The 23,432-nt window shown below is 50.7% G+C and carries 29 protein-coding genes and 3 pseudogenes; 17 read left to right on the forward strand and 15 right to left on the reverse strand.

The genetic code is table 11. From position 1 onward, the window contains the following. Window positions 1-2 precede the first annotated feature (2 nt). Together KNO72_RS08810 and KNO72_RS08815 are read left to right on the forward strand one after the other, a co-directional pair. A pseudogene (locus KNO72_RS08810) lies at window positions 3-140 on the forward strand (short chain dehydrogenase); the annotation flags it as partial. Window positions 141-257: 117 nt separating this feature from the next. Then, a complete protein-coding gene (locus KNO72_RS08815) occupies window positions 258-722 on the forward strand; it encodes a hypothetical protein (protein ID WP_214683594.1) in 465 nt (154 codons plus the stop codon). Window positions 723-763: 41 nt separating this feature from the next. Here the strand turns inward: KNO72_RS08815 and KNO72_RS08820 are convergent, their stop codons facing one another. The 4 genes from KNO72_RS08820 to KNO72_RS08835 all read right to left on the reverse strand — a co-directional run bounded on the left by KNO72_RS08820 (window position 764) and on the right by KNO72_RS08835 (window position 3,694). Next, window positions 764-1,126: a VOC family protein gene (locus tag KNO72_RS08820; RefSeq protein ID WP_214757882.1), complete on the reverse strand. Its 363-nt coding sequence runs from the start codon at window positions 1,124-1,126 to the stop codon at window positions 764-766. A 3-nt stretch (window positions 1,127-1,129) separates the two neighbouring features. Next, complete coding sequence (locus KNO72_RS08825; RefSeq protein WP_074035973.1) at window positions 1,130-1,897, reverse strand: ABC transporter permease; 768 nt, start codon at window positions 1,895-1,897, stop codon at window positions 1,130-1,132. Further along, window positions 1,897-2,598 (reverse strand): ABC transporter ATP-binding protein, encoded by a 702-nt coding sequence (locus KNO72_RS08830; protein WP_214683589.1) that lies wholly within the window; start codon window positions 2,596-2,598, stop codon window positions 1,897-1,899. Before KNO72_RS08830 ends, KNO72_RS08825 begins: the two co-directional genes overlap by 1 nt. Before the next feature lie 379 nt (window positions 2,599-2,977). After that, window positions 2,978-3,694 carry a GntR family transcriptional regulator gene (locus KNO72_RS08835; protein ID WP_078147525.1) on the reverse strand — a complete coding sequence of 239 codons (717 nt, stop codon included), beginning with the start codon at window positions 3,692-3,694 and terminating at the stop codon, window positions 2,978-2,980. Between the two features lie 174 nt (window positions 3,695-3,868). Between KNO72_RS08835 and KNO72_RS08840 the strand changes: the two genes are divergently transcribed. The 5 genes from KNO72_RS08840 to KNO72_RS08860 are packed head-to-tail and all read left to right on the forward strand — an operon-like array spanning window position 3,869 to window position 7,811. Further along, window positions 3,869-5,188: a 6-phospho-beta-glucosidase gene (locus tag KNO72_RS08840; RefSeq protein WP_078147526.1), complete on the forward strand. Its 1,320-nt coding sequence runs from the start codon at window positions 3,869-3,871 to the stop codon at window positions 5,186-5,188. After that, the gene (locus tag KNO72_RS08845) at window positions 5,185-6,504 is read left to right on the forward strand and encodes a PTS sugar transporter subunit IIC (protein ID WP_214757884.1); all 1,320 of its coding nucleotides are present in this window, start codon (window positions 5,185-5,187) and stop codon (window positions 6,502-6,504) included. Before KNO72_RS08840 ends, KNO72_RS08845 begins: the two co-directional genes overlap by 4 nt. A 29-nt stretch (window positions 6,505-6,533) precedes the next feature. After that, window positions 6,534-6,833, forward strand: a complete 300-nt coding sequence (locus KNO72_RS08850) for a PTS sugar transporter subunit IIA (protein WP_168169900.1) — start codon at window positions 6,534-6,536, stop codon at window positions 6,831-6,833. Then, window positions 6,830-7,123 carry a PTS sugar transporter subunit IIB gene (locus KNO72_RS08855; RefSeq protein WP_214757886.1) on the forward strand — a complete coding sequence of 98 codons (294 nt, stop codon included), beginning with the start codon at window positions 6,830-6,832 and terminating at the stop codon, window positions 7,121-7,123. Before KNO72_RS08850 ends, KNO72_RS08855 begins: the two co-directional genes overlap by 4 nt. Next, on the forward strand, window positions 7,092-7,811 hold the full coding sequence (locus KNO72_RS08860) for a carbohydrate deacetylase (RefSeq protein ID WP_251026291.1): 720 nt from the start codon (window positions 7,092-7,094) through the stop codon (window positions 7,809-7,811). Before KNO72_RS08855 ends, KNO72_RS08860 begins: the two co-directional genes overlap by 32 nt. 35 nt (window positions 7,812-7,846) lie before the next feature. Here the strand turns inward: KNO72_RS08860 and KNO72_RS08865 are convergent, their stop codons facing one another. After that, entirely contained in the window at window positions 7,847-8,407 is a 561-nt protein-coding gene (locus KNO72_RS08865) for an AAA family ATPase (protein WP_078147530.1), read from the reverse strand. Window positions 8,408-8,541: 134 nt separating this feature from the next. Here KNO72_RS08865 and KNO72_RS08870 point away from each other — a divergent pair, with 134 nt between their 5' ends. After that, on the forward strand, window positions 8,542-9,690 hold the full coding sequence (locus KNO72_RS08870) for a S1 family serine peptidase (RefSeq protein WP_214757888.1): 1,149 nt from the start codon (window positions 8,542-8,544) through the stop codon (window positions 9,688-9,690). 11 nt (window positions 9,691-9,701) lie between these two features. Here KNO72_RS08870 and KNO72_RS08875 read toward each other — a convergent pair whose 3' ends face one another. Next, on the reverse strand, window positions 9,702-9,866 hold the full coding sequence (locus KNO72_RS08875; protein WP_168169867.1) for a hypothetical protein: 165 nt from the start codon (window positions 9,864-9,866) through the stop codon (window positions 9,702-9,704). A gap of 19 nt (window positions 9,867-9,885) precedes the next feature. Beyond that, the gene (locus KNO72_RS08880) at window positions 9,886-10,110 is read right to left on the reverse strand and encodes a hypothetical protein (RefSeq protein ID WP_078147532.1); all 225 of its coding nucleotides are present in this window, start codon (window positions 10,108-10,110) and stop codon (window positions 9,886-9,888) included. A gap of 533 nt (window positions 10,111-10,643) precedes the next feature. Between KNO72_RS08880 and KNO72_RS08885 the strand changes: the two genes are divergently transcribed. From KNO72_RS08885 to KNO72_RS08915, 7 genes and pseudogenes are all read left to right on the forward strand, one after another. Further along, window positions 10,644-11,519 carry a tetratricopeptide repeat protein gene (locus KNO72_RS08885; RefSeq protein ID WP_214757890.1) on the forward strand — a complete coding sequence of 292 codons (876 nt, stop codon included), beginning with the start codon at window positions 10,644-10,646 and terminating at the stop codon, window positions 11,517-11,519. An 85-nt stretch (window positions 11,520-11,604) separates the two neighbouring features. Next, window positions 11,605-11,973: pseudogene (locus KNO72_RS08890) on the forward strand (helix-turn-helix domain-containing protein); the annotation flags it as partial. 116 nt (window positions 11,974-12,089) lie between these two features. Then, window positions 12,090-12,569: a LytTR family DNA-binding domain-containing protein gene (locus tag KNO72_RS08895; protein WP_214757892.1), complete on the forward strand. Its 480-nt coding sequence runs from the start codon at window positions 12,090-12,092 to the stop codon at window positions 12,567-12,569. Further along, window positions 12,562-12,972: a DUF3021 domain-containing protein gene (locus KNO72_RS08900; protein ID WP_143404790.1), complete on the forward strand. Its 411-nt coding sequence runs from the start codon at window positions 12,562-12,564 to the stop codon at window positions 12,970-12,972. The genes KNO72_RS08895 and KNO72_RS08900 overlap by 8 nt, the downstream gene beginning before the upstream one ends. A 15-nt stretch (window positions 12,973-12,987) precedes the next feature. Next, a complete protein-coding gene (locus KNO72_RS08905; RefSeq protein ID WP_214757894.1) occupies window positions 12,988-13,917 on the forward strand; it encodes an ABC transporter ATP-binding protein in 930 nt (309 codons plus the stop codon). Next, a complete protein-coding gene (locus KNO72_RS08910; protein WP_214757896.1) occupies window positions 13,914-14,657 on the forward strand; it encodes an ABC transporter permease in 744 nt (247 codons plus the stop codon). Before KNO72_RS08905 ends, KNO72_RS08910 begins: the two co-directional genes overlap by 4 nt. A gap of 222 nt (window positions 14,658-14,879) precedes the next feature. Continuing rightward, window positions 14,880-15,886: pseudogene (locus KNO72_RS08915) on the forward strand (IS3 family transposase); the annotation flags it as partial. Between the two features lie 66 nt (window positions 15,887-15,952). On the opposite strand, the gene KNO72_RS08920 reads toward KNO72_RS08915, so the two are convergent. The 7 genes from KNO72_RS08920 to KNO72_RS08950 all read right to left on the reverse strand — a co-directional run bounded on the left by KNO72_RS08920 (window position 15,953) and on the right by KNO72_RS08950 (window position 21,578). Next, a complete protein-coding gene (locus tag KNO72_RS08920) occupies window positions 15,953-16,702 on the reverse strand; it encodes an SDR family NAD(P)-dependent oxidoreductase (RefSeq protein ID WP_078147538.1) in 750 nt (249 codons plus the stop codon). A gap of 112 nt (window positions 16,703-16,814) precedes the next feature. Continuing rightward, window positions 16,815-18,521 (reverse strand): methyl-accepting chemotaxis protein, encoded by a 1,707-nt coding sequence (locus KNO72_RS15890; protein WP_371815838.1) that lies wholly within the window; start codon window positions 18,519-18,521, stop codon window positions 16,815-16,817. A gap of 190 nt (window positions 18,522-18,711) precedes the next feature. Further along, on the reverse strand, window positions 18,712-20,556 hold the full coding sequence (locus KNO72_RS08930; protein ID WP_078147539.1) for a methyl-accepting chemotaxis protein: 1,845 nt from the start codon (window positions 20,554-20,556) through the stop codon (window positions 18,712-18,714). A gap of 124 nt (window positions 20,557-20,680) precedes the next feature. After that, window positions 20,681-20,893: a DUF2922 family protein gene (locus KNO72_RS08935; protein WP_031422462.1), complete on the reverse strand. Its 213-nt coding sequence runs from the start codon at window positions 20,891-20,893 to the stop codon at window positions 20,681-20,683. 27 nt (window positions 20,894-20,920) lie between these two features. Then, window positions 20,921-21,133 (reverse strand): hypothetical protein, encoded by a 213-nt coding sequence (locus KNO72_RS08940; RefSeq protein ID WP_078147540.1) that lies wholly within the window; start codon window positions 21,131-21,133, stop codon window positions 20,921-20,923. Between the two features lie 26 nt (window positions 21,134-21,159). After that, a complete protein-coding gene (locus KNO72_RS08945) occupies window positions 21,160-21,300 on the reverse strand; it encodes a YvrJ family protein (protein WP_012727209.1) in 141 nt (46 codons plus the stop codon). 68 nt (window positions 21,301-21,368) lie between these two features. Next, window positions 21,369-21,578: a hypothetical protein gene (locus KNO72_RS08950; protein WP_214757898.1), complete on the reverse strand. Its 210-nt coding sequence runs from the start codon at window positions 21,576-21,578 to the stop codon at window positions 21,369-21,371. Between the two features lie 321 nt (window positions 21,579-21,899). On the opposite strand from KNO72_RS08950, the gene KNO72_RS08955 reads away from it, so the two are divergent. Continuing rightward, the gene (locus KNO72_RS08955; protein WP_214685903.1) at window positions 21,900-22,343 is read left to right on the forward strand and encodes a MerR family transcriptional regulator; all 444 of its coding nucleotides are present in this window, start codon (window positions 21,900-21,902) and stop codon (window positions 22,341-22,343) included. A 29-nt stretch (window positions 22,344-22,372) separates the two neighbouring features. Next, window positions 22,373-22,687 (forward strand): sensor histidine kinase, encoded by a 315-nt coding sequence (locus KNO72_RS08960; protein ID WP_251028310.1) that lies wholly within the window; start codon window positions 22,373-22,375, stop codon window positions 22,685-22,687. A 62-nt stretch (window positions 22,688-22,749) separates the two neighbouring features. Here the strand turns inward: KNO72_RS08960 and KNO72_RS08965 are convergent, their stop codons facing one another. Then, window positions 22,750-23,403, reverse strand: a complete 654-nt coding sequence (locus KNO72_RS08965) for a hypothetical protein (protein WP_214757900.1) — start codon at window positions 23,401-23,403, stop codon at window positions 22,750-22,752. Window positions 23,404-23,432 lie beyond the last annotated feature (29 nt).

A 23,432-nucleotide genomic window follows, 5' to 3' on the forward strand; every position in this document is an offset into this window, starting at 1 on the left:
TGAACATCCTCGTCGAAGCACTCGATGCGTACGGACCGTATTTCTGTGGTTACGCGGCGGTACCAGGTGAACGGGTCGCCCTCACCTATGTGAAGAGTGTCGAAGGCGCGCAGACCGGAAAGACGTACGAAGTGTATTAACCTTGAAGCATCTCTTAGGAGGTGCTTTTTTCGTACCTTGCATTTTATTTTATCTACCTCGATAGGAAGATTCCGCTATACTCGGGGCATCTTATGTCCGAGAAAGGTTGAAGTTTCATGAAAGACAAAACGTTTCGCGCCCTTTATCATATCCCTCCCTCTTTCGTCGAACATCCGCTTCAAAAGCGCGTCCTACAGGCAGTCGGTCGGAATCAAGAATCGATGGTCGAGGTCATCTTCCGCGTCGGTGGGTTCGGCACGTATGATGTGAGTACGATCACCTTTTTTGAGAGGGGCACTGTCCTTCGTCACATTGAGCGGTCCGACCGAGCGATCACCGAGCCCTTTGAATTCGAATACTATGAGGGCGAGGAAGCGAAACAGATGCGTGTCGCGTTTCATCTGCTTGGAACAAATTGGTGGCCACCCGTTTTCGAAGAACTCGAAGGGGTTCGCACGCTAGACGGTACGCAGTGGAGCCTCAGCGTATACACGAACGGGACACTCATTCACGAACATCATGGCAGTAACGCCTACCCGTCCGAATGGGAGCAAGTGACTCGCCTGTTCGGTATTGCTTGAAGAACGACAAAGGGAGCATCCGCAATGGATGCTCCCTTTCGTCAGAGCGCTTGAATCATCTCGACCCGATTGCCGAACGGGTCCCGAAACTCGAACCGGTCGAACCCCGGAATCGGAATACCTTCGGAGTAGGTGATTTCGTTCTCTCGAAGCGCTTCCTTCCAATAATCTAAATCCGTCACCGCATATGCGATATGCGCTTTCGTCTTCTGTCGTTCCACATCGTCCTCTGCCCCGACATGAACGGAACGGTCGCCGACCTGAAGCCAAAATCCACCTCGTCCCTTCAATGAATCCGGCTTCTCGATTTCACGTAGACCGAGAAAATCGCAGTAAAATGCCTCCGCCTCTTGCTCCGCTCCAGTTGGAATCGTGATCTGGACGTGATGAATCCCTGTGATCATGCCTCATTTCCCCTTCCGATAGGTCAGTCCGATATACTGCATCTTCTCGTTGAACAAACGTGGGTACGCCAGATAGCCGACGAGCGTCGCCGAGATCGAGGCAGTCGTCAAAATCAAGAACAGGATCAAGAGTTGATACAAGACCGCTTCCATCGGGTCGGCTCCTCCGATGATGAGTCCGCTCATCATTCCCGGTAGCTGGACGAGTCCCATCGTCTTTTGGGCCTCGACGGTCGGGATCATACTCGTCCGAATCGCATTCTTCAAGCTGCGGTCGATGGCCACTTTCGGCGTTCCGCCGAGCGAGAGAATGAGTTCGATGACATCGTCACTCCGCTCGACCTCATCTTTGAACTTATTCAAGAACAGGAGTGACAACACCATACTGTTCCCGATGACCATCCCGCTGATCGGAATGACTTTTTCCGGCTCAAATGGGATGATACCAAGCCCGAGCATGAGTCCCATCGTCAGCGCTTCGATCGTCACGAGCGTCAAGACGATGATCCACATGATACCCGGAATGCCGTCCCCTTTCCGTCGGATGTTTTGTGTCGCGGCGACAATCATGAGTAGGATCATCAACAGCATGAAAATCGGACTGTCGCTCTCAAAGACGAACGTCAGGATATAGCCGATGATCAGCAGTTGAATGATGGAGCGGACGGTCGCAATGATAATATCACGCTCGAGTCCAAGTCGTAGGACGAGTGTCAAGGCGAGCGGGATGACGACGAAGATGAGCGCCGTCGCGAGTTCAATATATGACATCAATCTTCCCCCCTGACGAATCGTTGGATGACGGGATTGTCCGACTCATCGATGAACGATGCGTCCCCAAATGCAAGTAGTTCCCCGTCCTTCAAGAACCACATGTCGTCACTTACCCGCCGTGCCTGGTCGAGATCATGGGTGATCCAAATGACGGTCACGCCGTACGATTGTTGCAGTTTTCGAATGAGTCGCTCGATCTCTTTCACCGTTCGGTAATCTAGGCTCGCCGTGATCTCATCGAGCAAGAGCACGTCCGGTTTATTGACGAGCGTTCGTGCGATGGCGACCCGGCTTCGTTCCCCACCCGACAGTGATTTGATGGGTTGGTCGAGGAGCGCCTCATTCAAGTCGACGCGATGGAGCAATTCGGCAGCCCGATCGCGGTCAAGTGTCTCGTCGAAGATGGCTTTCGGGAGATTCAAGTTGTCGTACACCGTCCCTTGAATCATCGGCGCGCTTTGGAACGCCATCCCGATTTTCTTTCGAAGTTCGAGGATGTCCATCTCCGCGATGTCTTCCCCTTTAAAAAGAATCGTGCCCGTGTCTGGTGACAGCAATCCGTTGATATGCTTCAGACACGTCGTCTTGCCGGCGCCGCTCGGTCCGACGAACGTTGTGATTCGTCCTTCCCGGAACGTCCCGGACACATGGTGCAGGATGTCTTGATGACTCACATCTTTGAATTCAATGATTGACATGCTTCTCTCGCCTCCTGGTTCTAGTGTACATAAAGTCAGGAATCGACTGCATCCAATATGTATGGGGAAAGTTTATACACGATATTTATTGATAAAAATTACATCCCCATTAAATAAAGCATCGCAAGTTGTCCTACAGCAATAACTATCGGAACCATCGAGAGTATGGATAACCATCGCTTCTTCATCACAACACTGATTCCCAATAACAATAGTCCGAAAATCAAGACACCGAAGATGGTAAACATCGTCACATAATTCACTCCCTCTACTCAATTTGATAGTATGTATCTTCTGTTTTTCGACTTCATACCCTTTTTAAATCACTAGATAATAAAAGCGCTCGACCGTTTCCACACGAAACAGTCGGGCGCTTTTGTTAATTATACTCCCGTTCGATGACGAAGCTCGTCTTGTCTCCGCGGAAGTAGGAGCGTGAGTATTCAATCGCTCGTCCCGACTCATCCTCTGTCACCGTCTCGATATGGAAGCACGGTGACCCGAGTGGACAGTCGAGGAGTGCACTCACCTTCTCGTCAGCTAAGGCAATCTCCAGTGCCTCTGTCGTCTTGGCGACATGAACGTCGTGAACCTCGGCGAGTGTGCGGAAGAGCGAATGCTCCGCCTGTTCCTTCGTGATCCCCGGTGCAATCTGCCACGGGATGAACGAGACCTCATACTGCGTCGGTTCCCCGTCCGCATGACGGATCCGCTCAATCTTCTGGATCGGGGCATTGTCTTCCGCTTCAAACACCGATGCGATTTGACCAGACGCCGAGATGACCGAGATGTCGATCAAGGCGACTTGCCCACGTTTTCCTTGAACGGCGAGCTGGGCCGCATAGTTGTTCGGCGTGTACGACAACGTTTGTTGGACTTTCTTCCCGGCTACGAACGTCCCGCGTCCTTGTTGACGGACTAGATAGCCTTCCATCGTCAACTGGTTAAGTGCGCCCCGTACCGTCGTCCGGCTCACATCGAACTCCTCGCAAAGCGCGTATTCGGTCGGAAATTTTTCCCCTTCTTTATAGTGCCCACTTTTGATGCGGGACAGCAGTTCATCCTTGATTGCGGTTTGGAGCGTCGATTGCGACATGTCTCCATCTCCTTTACGTTGGGTTGGTTCCTTTATTGTGATACAGCAAGCATACAAATGCAAATACAAAAACTCATTTGTATTATTTGTATTTTTTATATTGCCGAAAGTTGTATCATTTGTTATATTTGTTACGACAAAAAGAAATCGCTTTCAAAAGGAGGAGTTGGCACTATGGCAGTCAAGGTCGTCATCATCGGCGGTGGGTCCAGTTACACCCCGGAAATCATCGAAGGATTGATTGATCGACAGGCAACGTTCCCCGTTCGGGAGATCGTGCTCGTCGATATCGAAGAAGGGAGGGAGAAATTAGAGATCGTCGGTCGTCTCGCCAAGCGGATGATTGAGAAGGCAAAGGCCGAGATCACACTCAGTTGGACGCTCGACCGAAGAGCCGCACTCGTCGGCGCAGATTTTGTATCCACACAGATTCGGGTCGGTGGACTCAAGGCACGTGCGCTCGATGAACGCATCCCGCTCAAGCATGGCTTCATCGGGCAAGAGACGAACGGCGCAGGCGGATTATTCAAAGCGTTCCGTACCATCCCCGTCTTGATCGACTTGGCAAACGAAGTCGCCGAGATTTGTCCGGACGCCTGGCTCGTCAACTTCACCAATCCGGCGGGCATCGTCACCGAGGCCGTACTCAAGCACTCATCTCATAAGAAGGTCATCGGTGTCTGCAACATCCCGTTCAACATGCGAAACTCGGTCGCTGAGATCCTCGAGACGCCTGTCGAACGAGTCGCGATTGAATTTATTGGATTGAACCATTTCGTCTTCGGTCGTCACGTATGGGTCGACGGTGTGGACCGGACGAGTGACGTCCTCGCCTCGCTCAACGCAGGCAACGACTACTCGCCGGCGAACATTGTCGGGCTCGGTTGGAGCGAATCGTTCCTATCGTCACTCGGCATGTTACCGAACCCGTATCATCAGTATTACTTCCAGACGAAAGATGTATTGAAGAAAGACCTCGAGGCGTACGAACAAAACGGCACCCGTGCCGAAGTCGTGCAACAAGTCGAGGCCCAGTTGTTCGAGAAGTACAAAGACGTCGATCTCGCCGTCAAACCGGAAGAGCTTGAAAAACGTGGAGGCGCCTACTATTCAGACGCCGCCTGCAACTTGATGGACTCGATTCACAACGACCGCGGTGACATCCAGACGGTCAACACGCTCAATAACGGCACGATTCGGGATTTACCAGACGACGCGGTCATCGAAGTGAACGCCGTCATCACGAAGTCGGGGCCTCGCCCCATCTCCATCGGCGCGTTGCCGCTGCCGATCCGTGGGCTCATCACGAACTTAAAAACGTTTGAACAGCTCGCCATCCAAGCGGCTGTATCTGGCACGTACGAGGACGCCTATCTTGCCTGCCTCATGAACCCGCTCATCCAGGACGAGAAACGGATCGACCCGCTTCTCAAAGAGCTGTTCACAGCGCACGAGGCGTACCTACCCCAATTTAAAAAGGAGGTTTACTCATGAACAAGTTTATTGAAATCGCGGGACGTATCGGGTCCCAAAGGCACTTAGTCGCCATCCGTGACGGATTCGTTTCCGTCATGCCACTCATCATCGTCGGGTCGCTCGCGGTCCTTATCAACAACTTCCCAGCCGTCAACATCGGTGGTCTCTCACTCGACTTCGTCGGATCAATGAACAGTATGTTTGGCGAAGGCAACTGGCAAGGACTCGGTGGTAGTATTTGGAACGCGTCCTTCGCGATACTCGGGCTCCTGATCGCCTTCTCCATCGGGTATAACTTGGCCCGTTCATACGGGATTGACGGGCTCGCGGCGGGGATTTTGTCGCTCGCTTCGTATATCATGCTCGTACCGGTCACTGCTGACTGGGGTCTCAACTTCGCATGGCTCGGCGCACAAGGACTCTTCGTCGCTATCATCGTATCGATTGTCGTCACAGAAATGTTCCGCTACCTCATCAATACGAAACTGACGATCAAGATGCCAGAAGGTGTACCGGGTGGGGTCACCCGTTCATTCCAAGCGCTCATCCCATCGATGATCATCTTGACGGTCGTCGCAGGATTCCAGCTCTTCATGACGCTCGTCGTCGAACTCAGTGTATTTGAAGTCATCTTCAAAGCGATTCAACAACCACTCCAAGGATTTGGTGACTCACTCCCTGCTGCCTTACTGATTGCCTTCTTGAACCACATCCTTTGGTTCTTCGGACTTCACGGGACGAACATCATCGGCTCGGTCATCGAACCGGTCTATCTCCCGCTCATCGAGCAAAACTTGGCTGCCTTCCAAGCCGGAACGTCAGCGTTTGATGTACCGTACACAGTCACAAAACCATTCTTGGATGCATTCGTCTTCATGGGTGGATCGGGTACGACGTTCGCACTCTTGCTCGCCATCTTCATCGTCGTCCGCAAACAACGGAATCACCCGTATCATCAAGTCGCCAAACTATCGACACCAGCTGGACTCTTCAACATCAACGAACCGGTCATCTTCGGTCTTCCGATTGTATTGAACCCGATCATGCTCGTACCGTTCATCTTAGTGCCGGTCACGCTCACCATCGTCTCTTATGTCGCACTCTCGACAGGGATGGTTCCGAAGACGGTCGCCATCGTCCCTTGGACAACGCCACCGATCATCAGCGGTTATTTGGTCACAGGCGGTAGCGTCCGCGGCGTCTTGCTCCAAATCGTCAACTTGTCGATTGCCACAGCGATGTACATTCCATTCGTCATGGCAGGAGCGAAGGCGATGACAGCCGAAATCAATAAAAATAAAGCTGCGACTGAGGAAGGAGAAAAGATTTCGTGAAAACCGAAACCATCCAAGAACTCTCGTTTATGATGATCTTACATGCCGGAAATGCACGCTCCTCTGCATTCGAGGCTATCGCTGCCGCGAAACGCGGTGAAGCGGACGAAGCGGCGGCAAAGTTGAAAGAAGCCGATGCGGCCTTCTTGGACGCACACAAGCTACAAACGGAGCTGTTACAAGAAGAGGCACGGGGGACGACGAGCGACATGAGCGTCCTCCTCGTCCACGCACAAGACCACCTCATGACGGCGATGACCGTGAAAGAGCTCGCCGTCGAAATGATTGACATGATCACCCGTTTGAATCGATTGGAGGAAACGACATGAACATCTTACTCGTCTGCTCGGCAGGAATGTCGACATCAATCTTAGTGAAAAAAATGCGGAAAGAAGCTGCCGCACGCGGACTCGACGCATCCATTGACGCGATCCCCGAGTCGCGCTTGAAAGAACAGTCGAACGTCGACGTCATTTTGATCGGACCCCAAGTCCGTTACCTCGAAGGCAAAATCAAGTCGTCCGTCGACGTACCGGTCGCGGTCATCGATAACATGGCGTACGGGATGATGAAAGGTGACCTGGTCCTTGACCAGGCACTCGGTCTCGTCAATGCCTAAAACGTTCGTCCTCGTCAACGCTGATGATTTCGGATTGACGACAGGTGTGAACGCCGGCACCTTGGAGAGTCATCTGAATGGAATCGTCAATTCGGCGACGATGATCATGAACGGGTATGCCGTCGAGGAAGCGGTCCGACTCGCGAAACAACATTCGTCGCTCCGTGTCGGGGTCCATCTCGTCTTATCTTGGGGCAAACCGCTCGCCGACACGAGCGCCCCTCTCACGAAAGAAGACGGCACGTTCCGCTACACAAGCCGTTTCTTGACTGAAGACTCACCTGACCCGGAGCTCGTCTATCTCGAGTGGAAAGCCCAAATCGAGGCGTTCCTTGCGACCGGACTTCTGCTCGACCATCTCGACAGCCACCATCACATTCACGGTTGGCCGGTTCTGCACGACATCATCATTCGTCTCGCTGAAGAATATGACACGACGTTTCGGGCCTTAACGACGCTCGGGTCACGCCGAGACTTGTGGGTGACCGAACGGTTCAGTGATCAGTTCTATGCGGACGGTGTCTCCCATGCGACGCTCGACGCCATCGAACCAGGTGGATCCATCGAAGTGATGGTCCATCCGGCCGACCTCGATGATTGTCTTCCGAGCGTCACGTCTTACCTCGAGCCACGCCTCCTCGAAAAACAGGTGTTGGTCGACTATGAACGCCCCGATTGGTGGGCATGACAAAAGCGGGTTCCCTTTCACGGGGACCCGCTTTTTCATAGGTCGAATGCTTGTTGAATCTGCGCCGCCGTCTCTTCCGGACTTAAGTTCGTGTTATCGATCCGAAGATAGTGCTCGACGTCTAATTCTCCCGGACGTGAGTTCAATCGATACATCGTCGCCGTCTGCTTCAGTTCTGCCTCGGACCAGGCGATGTCACGCTTCGACGGTTTATGGGCAAGACGGTTCTCCGTCGTATTGCGCGCGAGGCGCTCTTCCATCTCGGCCTCGAGCTCGACGTAATAGATGTCCGCCCCGTGTGACTCGAACAAATCCGTCACTTTCTTCACGTAATCCCAGTCCTCCTGCATGTCAAACGCCCAGACGAACGTGAAAATCATGCCGGGTAGATCACTCTTGGCGACCGATTCGAACAGTTCTTGACGAAAGTGTTGGACGAGTCGCTTCCCTTCCGGCGTCCCGTAATTGAAGAACGGTCCGACGAGGTCGATCGTCATGTGGTTATGGAATAATTTCAGTCCGGTTTTGTCGGCGAGCGCCTGCCCGACCGTCATCTTGCCGACGGCTTGCGGACCAAATAAGATGATGAATTTCATTGGATTTCCCCCTACATCTTTTGAAGATTTTATCATGTGACTTAAAATGTGTGACCCCTCCAAAATATTTGTTTACCTCTTTCCAAATGAAGGAATAAGCATAGCATCGAACTTTATGGAAAGAAGGTGCCCCTGTGACTTGTCCCCACTGCGGAAAGAAGACACGATCGAAAACGGTCTGTCCGACGTGTGGCCGCCGCTCACGTCGCACGATTTGGTTATTTGCCACCCCATTCGCTATCGCACTCATTGCCTTTGTCACCTTCATTGGAAACGCCTATTTCACGGACATGCTACGTTCGACCGACTCGCTCGCCGATCAGGTCAACTTGCCGATTGGGGAAGATACGGTCTCCGCTGACGAAGCGACACCGGTCGACTTCGCCGCACTACAAGATAGCCTCTTCACCGTCAGTTACGGGACGGGATTTTTGGTGAGTTCACGCGATGTCGTCACAGCGGCCTCGAATGTGGCTGGATTGACGAATATCATCATGTACCATGAAGGGCAGGCCGTCTCCGGTACCGTCGTCGGTCGGACGAAGCTCATCGCTGTCATTCGAATCGAAGAGACGGAGAACACACCGTACACCCTCACGCAAGCGATTGCAGCAGAGGATGAGACGTTGATCACATTGACGATGCAAGAACGAATCAACGGAACGGTCACATTCGCCGAGAACGGCTATAGCCGAAACTTTGAATTACCTCGTCATGCGTATGGCAGTCCACTCCTTTCAGCATCCGGGCGAGTCGTCGCCATCCATTTGCGAGGAATCGCCTTGCCGACCGCACTATTTGAGCAAGACATCCGGACGTTCATCGCAAAAGATGCACCGGCACCGCCACCTATCGAACTCGCACCGGTCGAACCGATCAAACCAGATTTGACCGAAGAACCGGTCGTCGTTCCGGAAGCACCCCCTATTCTTGAGGCGCAACCTGAAATATCACCGGCCACTGAACCGGAGGCACCGGTCGAGGAAGAAGTCGAAGAGGAGGTTGTGGAAGAGCCCGAACCGACGACACCGGAAGTGACGCCAGAAGAGCCTGCGGAACCGCCGAGCGAACCAGAGGAACCGACGGACCCACCGGAAACGGAAGAGCCGATTGAAGACGATCCCCCGGTGACGGAGCCGGAGGAACCGACCGAACCGGAAGAGCCAACGGAACCAGAAGAACCGACGACACTCGAACCAGACGGGGATGAGGACTCCATCGTCGAAGACGATCCAGAAGAACCGATTGAAGAGGAAAACGACACGAGCACCCCATCCGAATGATGGAGTGCTCGTTATTCGTCACGTGTGAAGCGTCGTTGGAGATTGCCGAGCACCGCTCCTAATACCAGAAGCAGAATCGACAGCGCCCAGAACGGGAGCGCATCTTGCAACAACCAGACGACGAGGGCACTGAAGCCGACGACGGCTCCAAGCCATAGAAAGTTCCGTTGTCCCATGTCATTCACCTCGTCCTCATCATAACACAACGATTCGATATGCCGTTGTTTGTGGCGGCAAGGAGCGTGTCAATCGTTCATCATGCTCAACTCGGACCTGTTGTCCGACGAGAAGCGGTGTCTCGTCCAAAAGAGGTCTCGCTACATGAAACACGATGCCATCAAACGGTTCCGCTTCCCGCGTCGGCGTGACGCGGATTTTTTCCTCCATCACCTCTGCGACATATCCAGTGAACGTCGCCATGCCTTCCCCCTCCTTTCCAGTCCTACCTTTCCATTTCCCGTTTTTACAAGATTTTACGAACGGGAAAGCCCATATCGGACATAGCCCGCCTTTAGGCATGGGATGAGAGTGAGTTCGGATGTGAAAACATCCGACGTTCGGGTATACTTATCCCATAGACAAGAACAAGTCTCTAAAACGCCTGTGTCCATCGCCCCTTGAAAATCGTATACGGTTCGGTCATGAAAACATATGACCGGTAAAACGATGCCTGTCGTCATGCAAAAGACGCTAAAACATCAGATGGACACACCTGCAACGACCTGTGGTGGATGGTAACAGTCCACCAGCCTGAGAATCTATATGATCTGTCTCAGGAGGGGTGATGGCACACCCTCATCTGGAGGTTTGAGCAAAACAGAAATGGACTGCGCTCGCACAAGCACTTCAGAATCCCACGGTTTTAATCGTGGGAGTGTCAAAAAAGATGCTACTCGCCTTTTGCAAGAACAAGTATAATAGAGCGACACCAGTACTTGTGAGGAGGACACCGTATGACACAAACCATCAATTTAAACACCCCAGAGTTCCAGCGCACGTTCCTTGAGATGATGCTCCTCGCAGAATTAACGGAAGCTTATAACGCTGAAGCCATCAATGACATGGCGACACGGGGCGAGACCGCGTTCCCGGACGACCCATTCTTCCCGGCGATGCGTGCTTATCCATATATTCGAGAAGGTGACACCGATTCGGCCAAACCGTGGCTCGAGAAAGCGAGTTCGCTCGGTGACCACTACATTCTTCATATGTTAAAAGGATTTGTCAGTGAAGACACCGGGTTCACGTTCGAGGCTGAACAACACTTTCTCCGTGGCGTCGAACGCTATCCGGATGTCCCAATCATGCATCGCGCCCTTGCCGTCCACTACTTCGACCGCAAATTCCATGGCGAGGCCGGTCTTCATATCATGAACTATGTCCGGCTTGCCGGATTTGGTCCGGACACCGTCCCGATGTTGCTCGAATTTTTCCAAGTGTATGACGACATTCCGCTCGATATGGTCAATGAACTGATGAAAACTTCGAGCGGTTACTTAACATTAAACCCACATGACCCGCATGCCCATTCCTTATACGCGTCTATGTGTAGCCATCGTTTCGCTGCACTGACGGCCGAGTTGAAGGACGATGACCCGCTTACCGACGAGATGATTTGGATGCTCTTAGAAGTCGAGAATCACGGGATGTGGAGTGCGACTTATGACCGCAGTGAAGAGCGGATGTTCCGTCACATGTTCGCGGAATACGTCGACAACGTCATTCTTCCGAACACGTCTCAGCTCTATGTGTGGCGCCTTCGGTTGCGTTACTGGACACGTCGCCTGACACACCGCTTCACGGGTGGTTACTCTGTACCGACGTCATGAAAAAACATCACGCCAGCGTGATATGCTCCCCAATAGGTAGACAGATGAAATAAAAAATCTGTTTATCTATTGGGGAGTGTTTTTTATGGCGAGAAGTCGGCATACGATCGAACAAAAATTGAGTGCGCTGCGCATGATGGAAGAAGAAACATATACTTGGAAGGAAATCATGGGGGCTCATGGCGTCTCTAGGCACACCCTCCAGGTGTGGAAAGTGAAATTCGATACCGGTGGGATCGATGCGTTGAAGGAATCGAAGGCATGGAAATCTTACACCAAGGAACTGAAAATCGCGGCCGTCCGCGACTATCTCGATGGGTTCACTAGAATGAAGGTACTCTCCAAGTATCAGATCAGTAATTGGTCTGTTCTTCGTAAATGGATTAAGAAGTATACTAGTCATAGCGAGTTAACAGATTCGAGAAAAGGAATGGATCGAGCTATGACAAGAGGAGGGGCGTTCATGCAACAAATTGTGCATGTCAGGCTCCCGTTTTTGCAACTCATACATAAACATACACCAATTGTGACTTTTTCTAACATACTGTAAAAGAAGAGAAGGAGGCCTCCATGAAAATCAAAATTGATATTGACCCGGCCCACGAAGACACTCCCATGGTGACCATCCAGGCAAGCGAGTGGACCGAAGAAGTAGAGGCGATTGTGCGGCATCTGAAGGAACTCGATAAATCAGAAGGTTCACCGAAGCGACTTGTAGCTGTAGACGGCGAGGGGTCTGTGATCTTGCAGCCGAGTGAGATTGACTATGTCTATTCGGCAAATCGAAAGGTGTACGCGCAGATGCAGACGAAAGCGCTAGAGTTGAAGCTCAAACTATATGAACTAGAAGAATTCTTGACCAACTACAGCTTTATTCGCTTCTCCAAATCGGTCATCGGCAACATGGACCGGATTGACAGATTCGAACTATCGTTCAACGGAAATCTGTGTGTCTTATTTAAATCCGGTAATAAAGAATACGTCACACGAAGCTATGTGCAGCATCTGCGCAAGCAATTAGTGGAAGGAGGTGGCGGCCGTGGTGAGTAAATTGATTGTCCGTATGTTTGGTGGATTTGGTGTAGGGGCTGTGGTGACGCTCATTGCGCTTGTTGTACTGAATGATCCCGAAGATACCGTTTCTTCTCACCTGATTGCTCTGAACTTACTCGGCAGCATGTTGATCGGTGCGTACTTTAGCATAAGCGCTTTATTATTCGAAAGAGACGAGTGGAGCATGTTGAAGCAGACCTTGTTTCATTATGTAACGTCGCTGATTGTGCTGTTTCCTGTCTTTACTTGGCTCACAGGTTGGGTTCCACTCACACCACGTTCACTTGCCATTGGATTTGTATTTTTCACAATCACCTACATCCTCAACTGGATCGGCTGGTTTACGTACTTTAAGCAAATGGAAAAGCGCATGAATGAATCCTTGCAACAACGAAAATAAAGGGAGGGAACAAATATGATCGAGATTCAAGGCGTCCGCAAGAACTATGACAAACGGCAAGCGCTTGACTCAGTAAACCTCGATATACCGAGGGGAAGCTGCTTCGGTTTGGTCGGCCCGAACGGAGCAGGAAAGTCGACGCTCATGAAGATTTTAGTCGGTGTGGTGGAAGACTATGAAGGAGATGTCCTTGTGCAAGGAGCACCATTTAAACAGAATGTCACAGCCATCAAACGGCGCATCGGTTACGTCCCGCAAGACATCTGTTTAGAAGAGACGTTGACGGCGCGTGATAACTTGCTGTTCTTCGGAAGGCTGTATGGGTTGAAGGGTTCTAAGCTTCAAGAACGCATACAACAGGTACTCGCACTAATCGGTTTAGCTGATCGAGAAAAATCCCTTGTCCGCACCTTCTCTGGAGGGATGAAGAGGCGATTGAATATCGGATGTGCCTTACTTCATGATCCGGACATCATTGTACTCGACGAGCCGACAGTAGGCGTCGATCCTCAGTCACGTTGGGCCATCTTCGAATTGATTCATGACTTGAAAAGGCAGGACAAGACGATTCTTTATTCCAGTCATTACATGGAAGAAGTGGAGCAGTTGTGTGACACGATAGGGTTTATAGACCAAGGAAACGTCGTCGAATACGGAACCATGCAAGAGGTTCTCGCCAAACACCGACACGCGGCCATCTATTTGGAAGGTCCGTCCGTGACGCGAGAAGGGTTAAACGGATACGAGAGTGTGACTGCGCGGGATAAGGGGTTTGTGATTGAGAGTGCAGAACCTTTACGTCTTCTGGAGCGGATCGCCAAACAGTTTGCCGCTGAGGGCATCATTCCGGAACGCCTTGAACTCAGTCAAGCGAAGCTCGAGGACATCTTCTTCAAGCTGACTGGCACGCATTTACGCGACACGAGACAGGAGGGAGTGCAATGAACGCGATTGCCTTACTAGAGCTGAAAAAGAAGACACAGGATAAGGGACTATGGTTTTGGACATTTCTGTTACCCATCATCTTCATCGTCGGCTTTATCACGATATTCGGAGAGAGCATGGGTGCAGAGCCCGAGCAACTTGTCGTCCAGATCGTGCCGGGGTATACAGTCATGTTCTCGTTCTACATCATGATTTCCATCGTCATCGCGTTTATCAAAGATCGCGACAGTGGCATGACGGCGCGTATGGCCAGTACACCATTGTTGCGGATGGAGTATTTCCTTGGCAAATGGTTGCCGTTCGTCGCAGTGGTCTTGTTACAGATCATCGTGCTGTTCGGGTTTGGTGTAGTTGTCTATGACCTTCCTCTCGGCGACCCGGTGGCGCTCGCTGTACTCTCTGTCGGCCTGGCATTTGTTGCGACAGGCTGTGGAATGGCGATGGCAGTGCTCGCCAAGACGGAAAACATGGGAATTGCTCTCACGCAAGTCATTGCTCTCGGTGGTGCAATGCTCGGTGGTCTCTGGATGCCCGTTGAATTTATGCCGGAGGTGATGCAGAACATTGCGAGGTTCCTACCACATTACTGGGCACTGGAAGGCTACAAGACCGTGCTCTTGGAGCAAGGTACTCTACTAGATGTTTGGGCATCTCTAGCAATTCTTGTGGTTTTCGGAACAATTTGTATCGTCACAGCGCTCGTATTCTATCCGCGGTACTTGAGGCAGGCGAAGAGTTAAATGAACAAAAATCAACCCCAGGGGTTTTTGAACTGCTCCCCGTCAAGTAGACAGTAAAAAAGAAAAAAGGGTAGACCTAAGCTGCGACCTGGTATCGATACTGATATGCTCCCCAATAGGTAGACAGATGAAATAAAAAATCTGTTATCTATTGGGGAGTGTTTTTTTATGGCGAGAAGTCGGCATACGATCGAACAAAAATTGAGTGCGCTGCGCATGATGGAAGAAGAGAAGCTTAAGCGCCGTATCCAGCAAATGGAGCTTGAGAACGAACTTCTTCGTGCGGACATCTTGTTTCTAAAAAAGTTGGAGGAGATCGAGAGGAAGTCGTGATCAGCCAGGTACGGCTACAGCAACGATATATCGCCATCAAAGAATTAAACGAAGAGGAGGCCCTTTCGATCGTGCTCCTCTGTCGAGTCGCCGACATCTCACGGGCGGCCTATTACAAATGGTTGAATCGTACCATACCGGTGCGTCAAGAAGAGAACGAGAAGCTTCTGGAGGACATTCGTCTACTCTATGACCAGGCGAACGGCACATACGGGTACCGTCGGATCACGATGACCATCAATCGGCTGCGCCGGCAACAGAGCCTGTCCCCGTTTAATGAAAAGCGGATCTATCGCTTGATGCATATCCATGGGATCCAATCGATCATCCGCCGGAAGCGGAAGAGACATAAGAAATCAACGCCACAACATGTGGCCGAGAACCTGATGAACCGAGAATTCAGTGCATCCCGGCCAGACGAGAAACGGTGCACCGACGTCACCGAGTTCAAATACGGCGCCGGGAAGAAGGCCTACCTGAGCGCGATCATCGACCTGTATGACGGCTCAATCGTCGCCTATCGCATCGGGAGGTCCAACAACAACGGGCTCGTGTTCCATACGACGATGCCAGCCATCGCGGGGCTCCGTACAGGAACACGTCCGATGATCCATAGCGACCAAGGGTTCCAATATACCTCGAGAGGGTTCAAACGGATGGTAGAAGACGCGGGAATGACCCGAAGCATGTCCCGGGTCGGACGTTGCATCGACAATGCGCCAATCGAGAGTTTTTGGGGCACCTTGAAAGTGGAGATGTACTGCTTGCGTGAGTTCCAAGCATATAGCGAACTCACATCGGCCATCGAGACCTACATATCGTTCTACAACCACGATCGTTTTCAGAAACGACTGAACGGCTTGAGCCCTGTCGAATACAGGGCTCAAGCCGCCTAGGTCGGTATTCATTATTTGCCCTGTCTACTTGACGGGGAGCAGTTCAGCGCGGCGTGATGTTTTTGTTTATCCGGCATACGGTTTAATCGGTCCGCGCAGGCTGAACGAGTAGTCCTCCGGATCGACAATCCCGACGACTTCGTCGCCTTCAAGTAACTCCCATAGGAATTCTGCCATCTCGCGCGCCGTGTGATACTTTGCGACGTTCTCGCTATAGTCGAACCCTTCCGTATCGCGAGCCCGGTCGGCGAAACTCGTTTCGGTTGCAGCCGGTGCGAGTACTTTCGCCCGAAGCTTGGCATCACTCTGCTTCAACTCTTGCGCGAGCCCTTCCGTATACGCACTCACGAAGAACTTCGTCGCACAATACGTGACCGAGTTCGGGACGATCCGATAGCCCCCGACAGACGACACGTTCAACAGTTGCGCCCCTTCGACGTCATGATAATCTCGAACGTATAGACTCGATAAGACGGTGAGTGCCTCGATATTCAAACGAATCATGTTCTCGATTTTACCGAGGTCGACATCTTTGATGAGATCCGCATCCCCGAATCCGGCGTTGTTGATCCACGTTTCGATATCGAGGTCCGCGAGCGATTCATAGAGACCATACACGTTTTCGCTATATGATAGGTCGGTCGATTTGATGATGACATCACTATCTGGCGAGATGGATTTGATCTCATCACGTAGCGACTCAAGCTCTTCTTTCCGTCTTGCGACGAGCACAAGCGACTTGCCTTTTTCGGCGAGTAGCTTCGCTGTCTCATAGCCGATTCCTGAACTAGCTCCTGTAATGACCGTATACTTCATATAATCCACTCCTTTTTGTCGTTTACCTTGTTGTTGATTCCCCACTTTCTTCATCGCGAATCGTTCCGATGTGAACGAAAAGCCCTGACTCCAAGGAGACAGGGCTTTCAACTTATGTCGTGAATCGACCAATCAGTGTCTGCAGGTCACTCGTCATATTGCCGAGTGATTCAGCGACACCGTTCAATTCTTGGATCATCGCGAGTTGGGCGTCAGCCGTCTCACCGACCGTACGCATTGTGTCGGCCATCCCTTCACTGTCTTGTGACATTTGAAGAGAGGACGTCGCGACTTGTTTCGTCGTCTCCGCAATCTCATGCGAGGCGATGCGGATATGTGACGTATTATCGACTGATGTCTCGAGCTGACTGACAATCTGTTCGAATGCGCGTGTCGCTCGTTCGAGCAACAACGTGTTCGTCTCGACGCGTTTCGCACTGACGACGTGTTGGTCGAGAACGGCGTTCGACTGTGTCTGAATCGACTCGATCAACCCGGCGATCTGTGTCGCCGACTGCTTCGACTGCTCGGCAAGTTTACGCACTTCTTCTGCAACGACGGCGAACCCTTTTCCTTGCTCACCGGCACGTGCCGCTTCGATGGCCGCGTTCAATGCCAACAAGTTTGTCTGGTCGGTGATCGATTGAATGACCTCGGTGATAAGGGCGATCTCGTCAGACTGTTGCTTCAATGCCGAAATCGATTCTCCCGTCAGACGTGTCTCCCGCTCCAGTGCGAGCACCTCGTCTTTCGCCTGAGCCATCGTCGCACCACCTTCTTCGGCGAGCATCAAACTCTGTGACACATCATCGTCAATCGAGCCAATCGATCCAGCGATACGACCGATGCCTTCATCGGCAGCAGCCACCGCTTGAGATGTTCCAGTCGCTTCTTTCGCCTGCGCGACCGTTTCTTCCACGACTCGGTCGATGAGACGTGTCGTTTCCTCCGTCTGTGACGCCATCTCTTCCGTACTCGCATACAGTTCTTCCGATTGTGCTGTGATTTCCTGTGCGTTTTGGGTGACGCGGTCAATGAGTTCACGCAAATTACCCTTCATGCGGTTGAAGCCGGTCATCAATTGTCCGATTTCATCTTGTGTGAGCGCCTGAAGATCCTCACGTGTCAAATCACCTTCCGCGACTACTTCTACTTCTTTCGCTAAGAAACGGAGCGGTGTCGTCACCATACGGCTGATGGCATATCCTGCGCCCATCGTCAGGACGAAACTGACGATGGCGATGAAGACCGAGTACCAGAAGGCACGCTGACTCGCTTCTTGGAGCTCCATCTGCATCGCCAACATCTTCTCTTCCGTCTCGGCCTGCAATGCGTCTCCGGTCGATGCGATCGATTTCGTCACGTCTGGCATGAGACGTAGTGTCAAACGATCAATCGCTTCTTGATCTTTTGAGTCAATCGCCGCGATGGCTTGTGTCGCCAACTCATCATATCCTGTCGCGTATCCGAGTAACGATTCATATTCCTTTCGTTCGGTCTCATTGTCCGCGAGTTCAATCAACGATTCGATGGCGGCTTTCTTCTCTTCTCCGCCCCGGCTGATTTGTTGTTTGCGCTCATCATCCTGTAGAAGCACATACCCGCGGACACCATACGCTTGACGGACCATCCCGAGCGCCAAGTCGTCTGCCGCTTTCATCTTCATGACATCGTTTGAAATCATGTGTTCATATTGACTCGTCATCCGGTCGAGCGTCCACAGATTGTATCCCATTCCAACGATTGTCAAAATTAGAATCAAACCGATACTCGTCATGATTTTTCTTGATAACGTCCATGTGTTCCGTATCTTTTTCACGTACTACGAGGAGACCTCTCCTCTTCCACCTCTATTTCTCTCTATTTTTATGTATTGCCTTTTTCTTTATCGGATACAACAGCCTTATTTGTACCAACAATTTGAAATTCATTTACGTATTGACCTATCTTTTTATTTTTTGTACTGGGCACAAAAAAGAACCAGACATCTGCCTGGTTCTGAGACTTGCTTATAGTTTGAATTGCGCCACGCGATTCGAGAGTTCGGTCGCCCGTTTTTCCGTTTCGCCCATCTTCGCCTGAACGTCGTTGAAACGCTCGACCGAAAGTTGGACTTTCTCTGAGATGGACTGCGTACCGTCCGCGCCTTCTGTCACGGTCGTCGCTACTTCTTGAATGACCCCAAGAATGTTGTCCGTCATATGGCGAAGTTGAAGCGCGTTACCTTCGAACGTCTTCGCCGTCTCACCGAATACTGTTGCATCCTGTTCGTATTGCGTTGCGGCATCTTCGAGACGATCGTAGTCGGCCATGACTTTCGTATTGAGGAACGTCAACATGTCTGCCGAACTCGTGTTGAGTCGTTCGACCGAATCGATGACCGTGTTTGACACGTCACGAATCTCGTTGACCGTCTGACGTGAGTTTTCCGCCAGTTTGCGAATCTCGGATGCGACGACCGCGAATCCGCGACCCGCTTCCCCTGCCCGTGCCGCTTCAATCGATGCGTTCAAGGCGAGCAAGTTCGTCTGGTCGGCGATCGCAAGAATAGCTGTCGTCAAGACGCGAATCTCTTCAACCGACTTGGCCCCTTTGATTGCTTCTGCGAGCTCGACCTGTTTCTTCTCGATAATTGCCACTGCTTCTGTTTTCGAGACGACAGCTTGCTCCCGCATCTCGTGTGCTCGTGTCTCGACTCGATTCGCCGTATCGGCACTCTCGTTTGATAGATCGACAATCGAGTCAATCGAGCTACCCATCTCGGTCGTCGAGGCGCTCATTTCTTGTGAAGAGGCTGCCGTTTCTTCCATACCAGCCGTCAATTCTTCGACCGTACCCGACGTCTCTTCCATATAGTGGCTGAGTCGCGTCACTTCAGCGGATACATCTTTTGAAGACGAGAGGACGACTTTCGCCGTCTCATCGACATCGATCATAATCTCACGAAGTGTGGCGAGGAACGTGTTGAACGAACGACTGACTTGTGCGATCTCGTCGTTCGACGTGACGGGAATCGTCATCGTCAAATCCCCACCTTGTGTCGCGAGTTCATCAAAGCGTGTCTGGAGCGTTTGCATCGGTCGAATGATCGAGCGTAACAGGCTGAATCCGAGGAACAAGAGAATCACCACGGCCCCGACCGTCACGGCGATCAACGCCATGAGAGACTGCATGAAGTCACGCTCCATGTCCTGACCGACACGTTGCGAGCCTTCTGAGTTGTAGGCGACCAGATCTGCTAGTTTTTGTGTGAAGTTGTCATATGTAGATTTGGACTGTGCATCATAGTATGAGCGAGCCATCCCAGTGCTGCCGGTCGAGCTGAACGTCAACATGTTGTCCGAGACGCGTTGGTACATCTCCCATTGACGCGAGAAATTCGTAAAGAGTTCCTTGTCTTCCGCATTCACTGCACGCCCTTCGTATTTCGGTGCGATCGTGTTGATCTCGTCACGAATCTCTTTCATCCGTGTCATGAGCTCTTCTTTTTGTGCCGCATCCTCCGTCACGATGTGATCGAGTTCGAGCGTGCGGTAGTTCGCAGCGAGCGTATTGAGTTTGTGCGCGTAATCGAGCCCTTTATTCCAATTGTTGACGATATCGTCCGCTTGACGGTTCGCGTCATTCATTGAAAACAGTGCGTAACCACCGACGCCAATGACCATGACGAGCGATACGATGACGAGACCCCATAATTTTTGACGAATCGTTAAATTCCTCCCGATGTTCGCCCCGAAAGATGTCGTGCGTTCACGCTTCTCTCCGCGTTTCCACTTGAGTGTCGGTTTCCACGTCCATGTCGGCTTTCGTTTGATCCGGTTCAGTGCTTTCGACCATGTTGATTTCCATGCCATCTATGTATTCTCCTCTCAATCATGCAGTGTTTCCTATACTATCGACAATTTTCAGAAAATAATGAAGAGGATTGACCAAACTTAAAAAAGGTGACTCAAACTGCAAGAGTCACCTTTCCATCGATTATTTCTCACTCAATACCGTCTGCGTACCTTCAATCATCTTGATTTCGGTCCACTCCATCACATTCTTCGCGAGCGGATCGTTGGCGACCATGAAGTCAGCAAGCGCTTCTACTTTTTGGGCGTCGACCGGTTGTTTCACGTTGTTCAAGCGGAAGCGTACGACCTTATGGAATGCATCTAAAAATGAGATTTCAAGTTTTGTGTCAGTCATGGGTGATTCTCCTCCTTAGTGTATGGGTTAGACTAAATCGTATTCACGGACGATGCCGAGGTCTGCTTCCTCTTGAATGACGAGGTCGATCAAGATACGACCGAACGCGTCAATCGTATCTGCCGTCAGGTCGGCACGAATCGGGCCGAACCGTTGTGCTTTTTTCGTCGGTTTTGCTGTTTGTACGTCATGATGCGTCGTCAACACGAACGTTGCTTTCTTCTCTGTTAAGACAGCCATGGGGGATGGCTCCTTTCAATAGGGGATTAGGTTTCTGATACGGTCGAGGTATCCATTCGTTCGAGCAGCTGAATCATGCGATCGAGCTTCGTCTCAATCCGGTGAAGCAAATAGAGCGAGACGACGATGGGGAACCCCAGATTGGAGATGAGTTCGGGCCAACTCATGTGACCACCTGCTCATCGTGCCGAGGATCGGCGGCGGGACGAGTGCGGTTCTTCATAAGTCCTCCCTGTTAATACACTAGAAATTCTTGGGCCACGACGTAGTTGGCGGATTCCACATCAATCAGTGCCTTGATCAAGTCACCAAACTGTTTCATCCGTGCCTCATCCATCCGACTTCCAAGCGGTCCATAGCGAACGAGTTGCTTTTTCTCTTTGCCGTCGAGTTGTCGCCGGGTATCCAAATAAAGTATCGTCGCTGTTTCTCGATATGCTGCCATCTGTCTCACCTCCTTCGCCCTTATTAACCGCTTTCACAAAGAAAGTGCTCATTCTATTTTTATATAACAATGAGTGACGATAGTCCCAAAACCTCTGAATTTTTATTCATTTTTCAAATGTTGACTGCTTCCCTTGAGTTTTCATACCAATTAGGGTATCTTAATCTTCGGCAGACAGCATTCAAAAATACGTCAAAAGTACCATGATTTATTCCCCATATTTGAAAAAACTGTAAGTTAAATTCTTGTAAATGGGGTACGATACGTAGGAGGGCATTTTTTGAATTTTACTAGTCAGTCTTGAAGAAGGAGACATACACGATGAACAGCCTAGACCTCGCAAGCTTTGCCTCAATTCCTTCCGCTCAACACGACTTCGACCAAGCCGACCTGACGTTTTCAGCGACCGAATGGGATACATACCGGCCGGAACAAGGAAAACCAATTTCGTATAAAGAGCAACATTTGATTGTCTATCCGCTCAAAGAATTGAGCCGCGCCTTTAGTGTGGCCGGCATCCCACGCAGCCAACAGCAATTGATCAAGTGGGAGACCGATGGCGTCTTGCCGCCGACCCCGTTCACGTTTGGTCGGAAGCGATTCTATACGGAAAATCAGATTCGTACCATTGTCGACATCGCATTGGAATGCGGATTGCGCCCACGAACACACGTCAAAAAGACGAACTTCTCCGAATTGGTGCATCATGAACTAACGTACATATTAAAACTCGAACTAAACGCTTATGAGGCGCCTGTCGTCTGAACAGGCAAAAGCCATCCGCCATGAAGGTCATGACGAATGGCTTTTTTACTCACTTTTTCGTAATCGACTGCGGCACGTCCGCACGGGACACTTCCACATATGAGGTGACCGTTCGAGTCGACGGTGACGTCGTGACGATTGGAGATGATGGAAATGGGATTGCAGAATCCGAATTGCCTTATATCTTTGAACGCTATTACCGAGGCACGAATACAGACGATGCACGCGGAAGTGGTCTCGGCATGGCCATCTCACGGGACATCATCGAAGCCCACGGCGGGAAAATAGAAGTCGACAGTGCACCGGGACACGGCACTTCGATTCGAATCACATTCATGACATAACAAAAGGGACGCTCAGGCGTCCCTTGCAGACTGTATACAAAAAGCACCCACTTCATTTCAACTTAAAAGGGAAGAAACGAGAGGATGCCAGTTTCTTTAAAAATGAAGAATATGATCACTGTAGAAACAGTTAAAATGATTCGATGTTCTGTTATCTTAAAAAATATTGAATAAAGCACAACCGCAGTCACAAGATTAAATCCACTTTGAATATCGATACCAAAGTAGTGAATACGTACTTGAGCTGCTTCAGAGTTAAATAAAAGATCTGGAAGAAAATAGTAGCCTCGTTTGAATAGAAAGGCAGTAGGTATTGAGCTTAAAATTGCGGCGCCTATCCCTTTTTGACCGGCATTCCAAATGATTAACGCATAGACAGAGGATAGGACTGCGATAGTTAGCCATATTCCAAATAGTTGATATGGTAAGAATCCTAAGTTCAAATAGAACATTAGGTAATAAGCTAAAACTGTGGAAACAAGCAAAATAATCGAATGAATGGAAGCGTTTAATCGTGACTTGCTAAACACAGCTACTAATGTCACTAGGAATAGCCAAAACTCAAGTGTAGTATCAAAATCAATCAAGGGGGAACTACTCGCATATTGATCCAAGCATCCCAACAAAATTCCCAATAACCCTAACAAGATACAATTCTTGAATTGGCTAAAAAAAGTAAGTTCATGAGTTGACTGTTGTGGCGTCGAGCTATTCATCTGTATTTGAGTCCCCAATCTATACTTTA

It is taken from the genome of Exiguobacterium sp. s123, from assembly GCF_018617075.1.
Classification (GTDB): domain Bacteria; phylum Bacillota; class Bacilli; order Exiguobacteriales; family Exiguobacteriaceae; genus Exiguobacterium; species Exiguobacterium profundum.

Excerpts from the sequence above, each read along its gene's own strand:
- KNO72_RS08815 (WP_214683594.1), top strand. The coding sequence starts at position 258 with ATGAAAGACAAAACGTTTCGCGCCCTTTATCATATCCCTCCCTCTTTC.
- KNO72_RS08820 (WP_214757882.1), bottom strand. The coding sequence starts at position 1,126 with ATGATCACAGGGATTCATCACGTCCAGATCACGATTCCAACTGGAGCG.
- KNO72_RS08825 (WP_074035973.1), bottom strand. The coding sequence starts at position 1,897 with ATGTCATATATTGAACTCGCGACGGCGCTCATCTTCGTCGTCATCCCG.
- KNO72_RS08830 (WP_214683589.1), bottom strand. The coding sequence starts at position 2,598 with ATGTCAATCATTGAATTCAAAGATGTGAGTCATCAAGACATCCTGCAC.
- KNO72_RS08835 (WP_078147525.1), bottom strand. The coding sequence starts at position 3,694 with ATGTCGCAATCGACGCTCCAAACCGCAATCAAGGATGAACTGCTGTCC.
- KNO72_RS08840 (WP_078147526.1), top strand. The coding sequence starts at position 3,869 with ATGGCAGTCAAGGTCGTCATCATCGGCGGTGGGTCCAGTTACACCCCG.
- KNO72_RS08845 (WP_214757884.1), top strand. The coding sequence starts at position 5,185 with ATGAACAAGTTTATTGAAATCGCGGGACGTATCGGGTCCCAAAGGCAC.
- KNO72_RS08850 (WP_168169900.1), top strand. The coding sequence starts at position 6,534 with ATGATGATCTTACATGCCGGAAATGCACGCTCCTCTGCATTCGAGGCT.
- KNO72_RS08855 (WP_214757886.1), top strand. The coding sequence starts at position 6,830 with ATGAACATCTTACTCGTCTGCTCGGCAGGAATGTCGACATCAATCTTA.
- KNO72_RS08865 (WP_078147530.1), bottom strand. The coding sequence starts at position 8,407 with ATGAAATTCATCATCTTATTTGGTCCGCAAGCCGTCGGCAAGATGACG.
- KNO72_RS08875 (WP_168169867.1), bottom strand. The coding sequence starts at position 9,866 with ATGGGACAACGGAACTTTCTATGGCTTGGAGCCGTCGTCGGCTTCAGT.
- KNO72_RS08880 (WP_078147532.1), bottom strand. The coding sequence starts at position 10,110 with ATGGCGACGTTCACTGGATATGTCGCAGAGGTGATGGAGGAAAAAATC.
- KNO72_RS08885 (WP_214757890.1), top strand. The coding sequence starts at position 10,644 with ATGACACAAACCATCAATTTAAACACCCCAGAGTTCCAGCGCACGTTC.
- KNO72_RS08895 (WP_214757892.1), top strand. The coding sequence starts at position 12,090 with ATGAAAATCAAAATTGATATTGACCCGGCCCACGAAGACACTCCCATG.
- KNO72_RS08905 (WP_214757894.1), top strand. The coding sequence starts at position 12,988 with ATGATCGAGATTCAAGGCGTCCGCAAGAACTATGACAAACGGCAAGCG.
- KNO72_RS08910 (WP_214757896.1), top strand. The coding sequence starts at position 13,914 with ATGAACGCGATTGCCTTACTAGAGCTGAAAAAGAAGACACAGGATAAG.
- KNO72_RS08920 (WP_078147538.1), bottom strand. The coding sequence starts at position 16,702 with ATGAAGTATACGGTCATTACAGGAGCTAGTTCAGGAATCGGCTATGAG.
- KNO72_RS08930 (WP_078147539.1), bottom strand. The coding sequence starts at position 20,556 with ATGGCATGGAAATCAACATGGTCGAAAGCACTGAACCGGATCAAACGA.
- KNO72_RS08935 (WP_031422462.1), bottom strand. The coding sequence starts at position 20,893 with ATGACTGACACAAAACTTGAAATCTCATTTTTAGATGCATTCCATAAG.
- KNO72_RS08940 (WP_078147540.1), bottom strand. The coding sequence starts at position 21,133 with ATGGCTGTCTTAACAGAGAAGAAAGCAACGTTCGTGTTGACGACGCAT.
- KNO72_RS08945 (WP_012727209.1), bottom strand. The coding sequence starts at position 21,300 with ATGAGTTGGCCCGAACTCATCTCCAATCTGGGGTTCCCCATCGTCGTC.
- KNO72_RS08950 (WP_214757898.1), bottom strand. The coding sequence starts at position 21,578 with ATGGCAGCATATCGAGAAACAGCGACGATACTTTATTTGGATACCCGG.
- KNO72_RS08955 (WP_214685903.1), top strand. The coding sequence starts at position 21,900 with ATGAACAGCCTAGACCTCGCAAGCTTTGCCTCAATTCCTTCCGCTCAA.
- KNO72_RS08960 (WP_251028310.1), top strand. The coding sequence starts at position 22,373 with ATGACGAATGGCTTTTTTACTCACTTTTTCGTAATCGACTGCGGCACG.
- KNO72_RS08965 (WP_214757900.1), bottom strand. The coding sequence starts at position 23,403 with ATGAATAGCTCGACGCCACAACAGTCAACTCATGAACTTACTTTTTTT.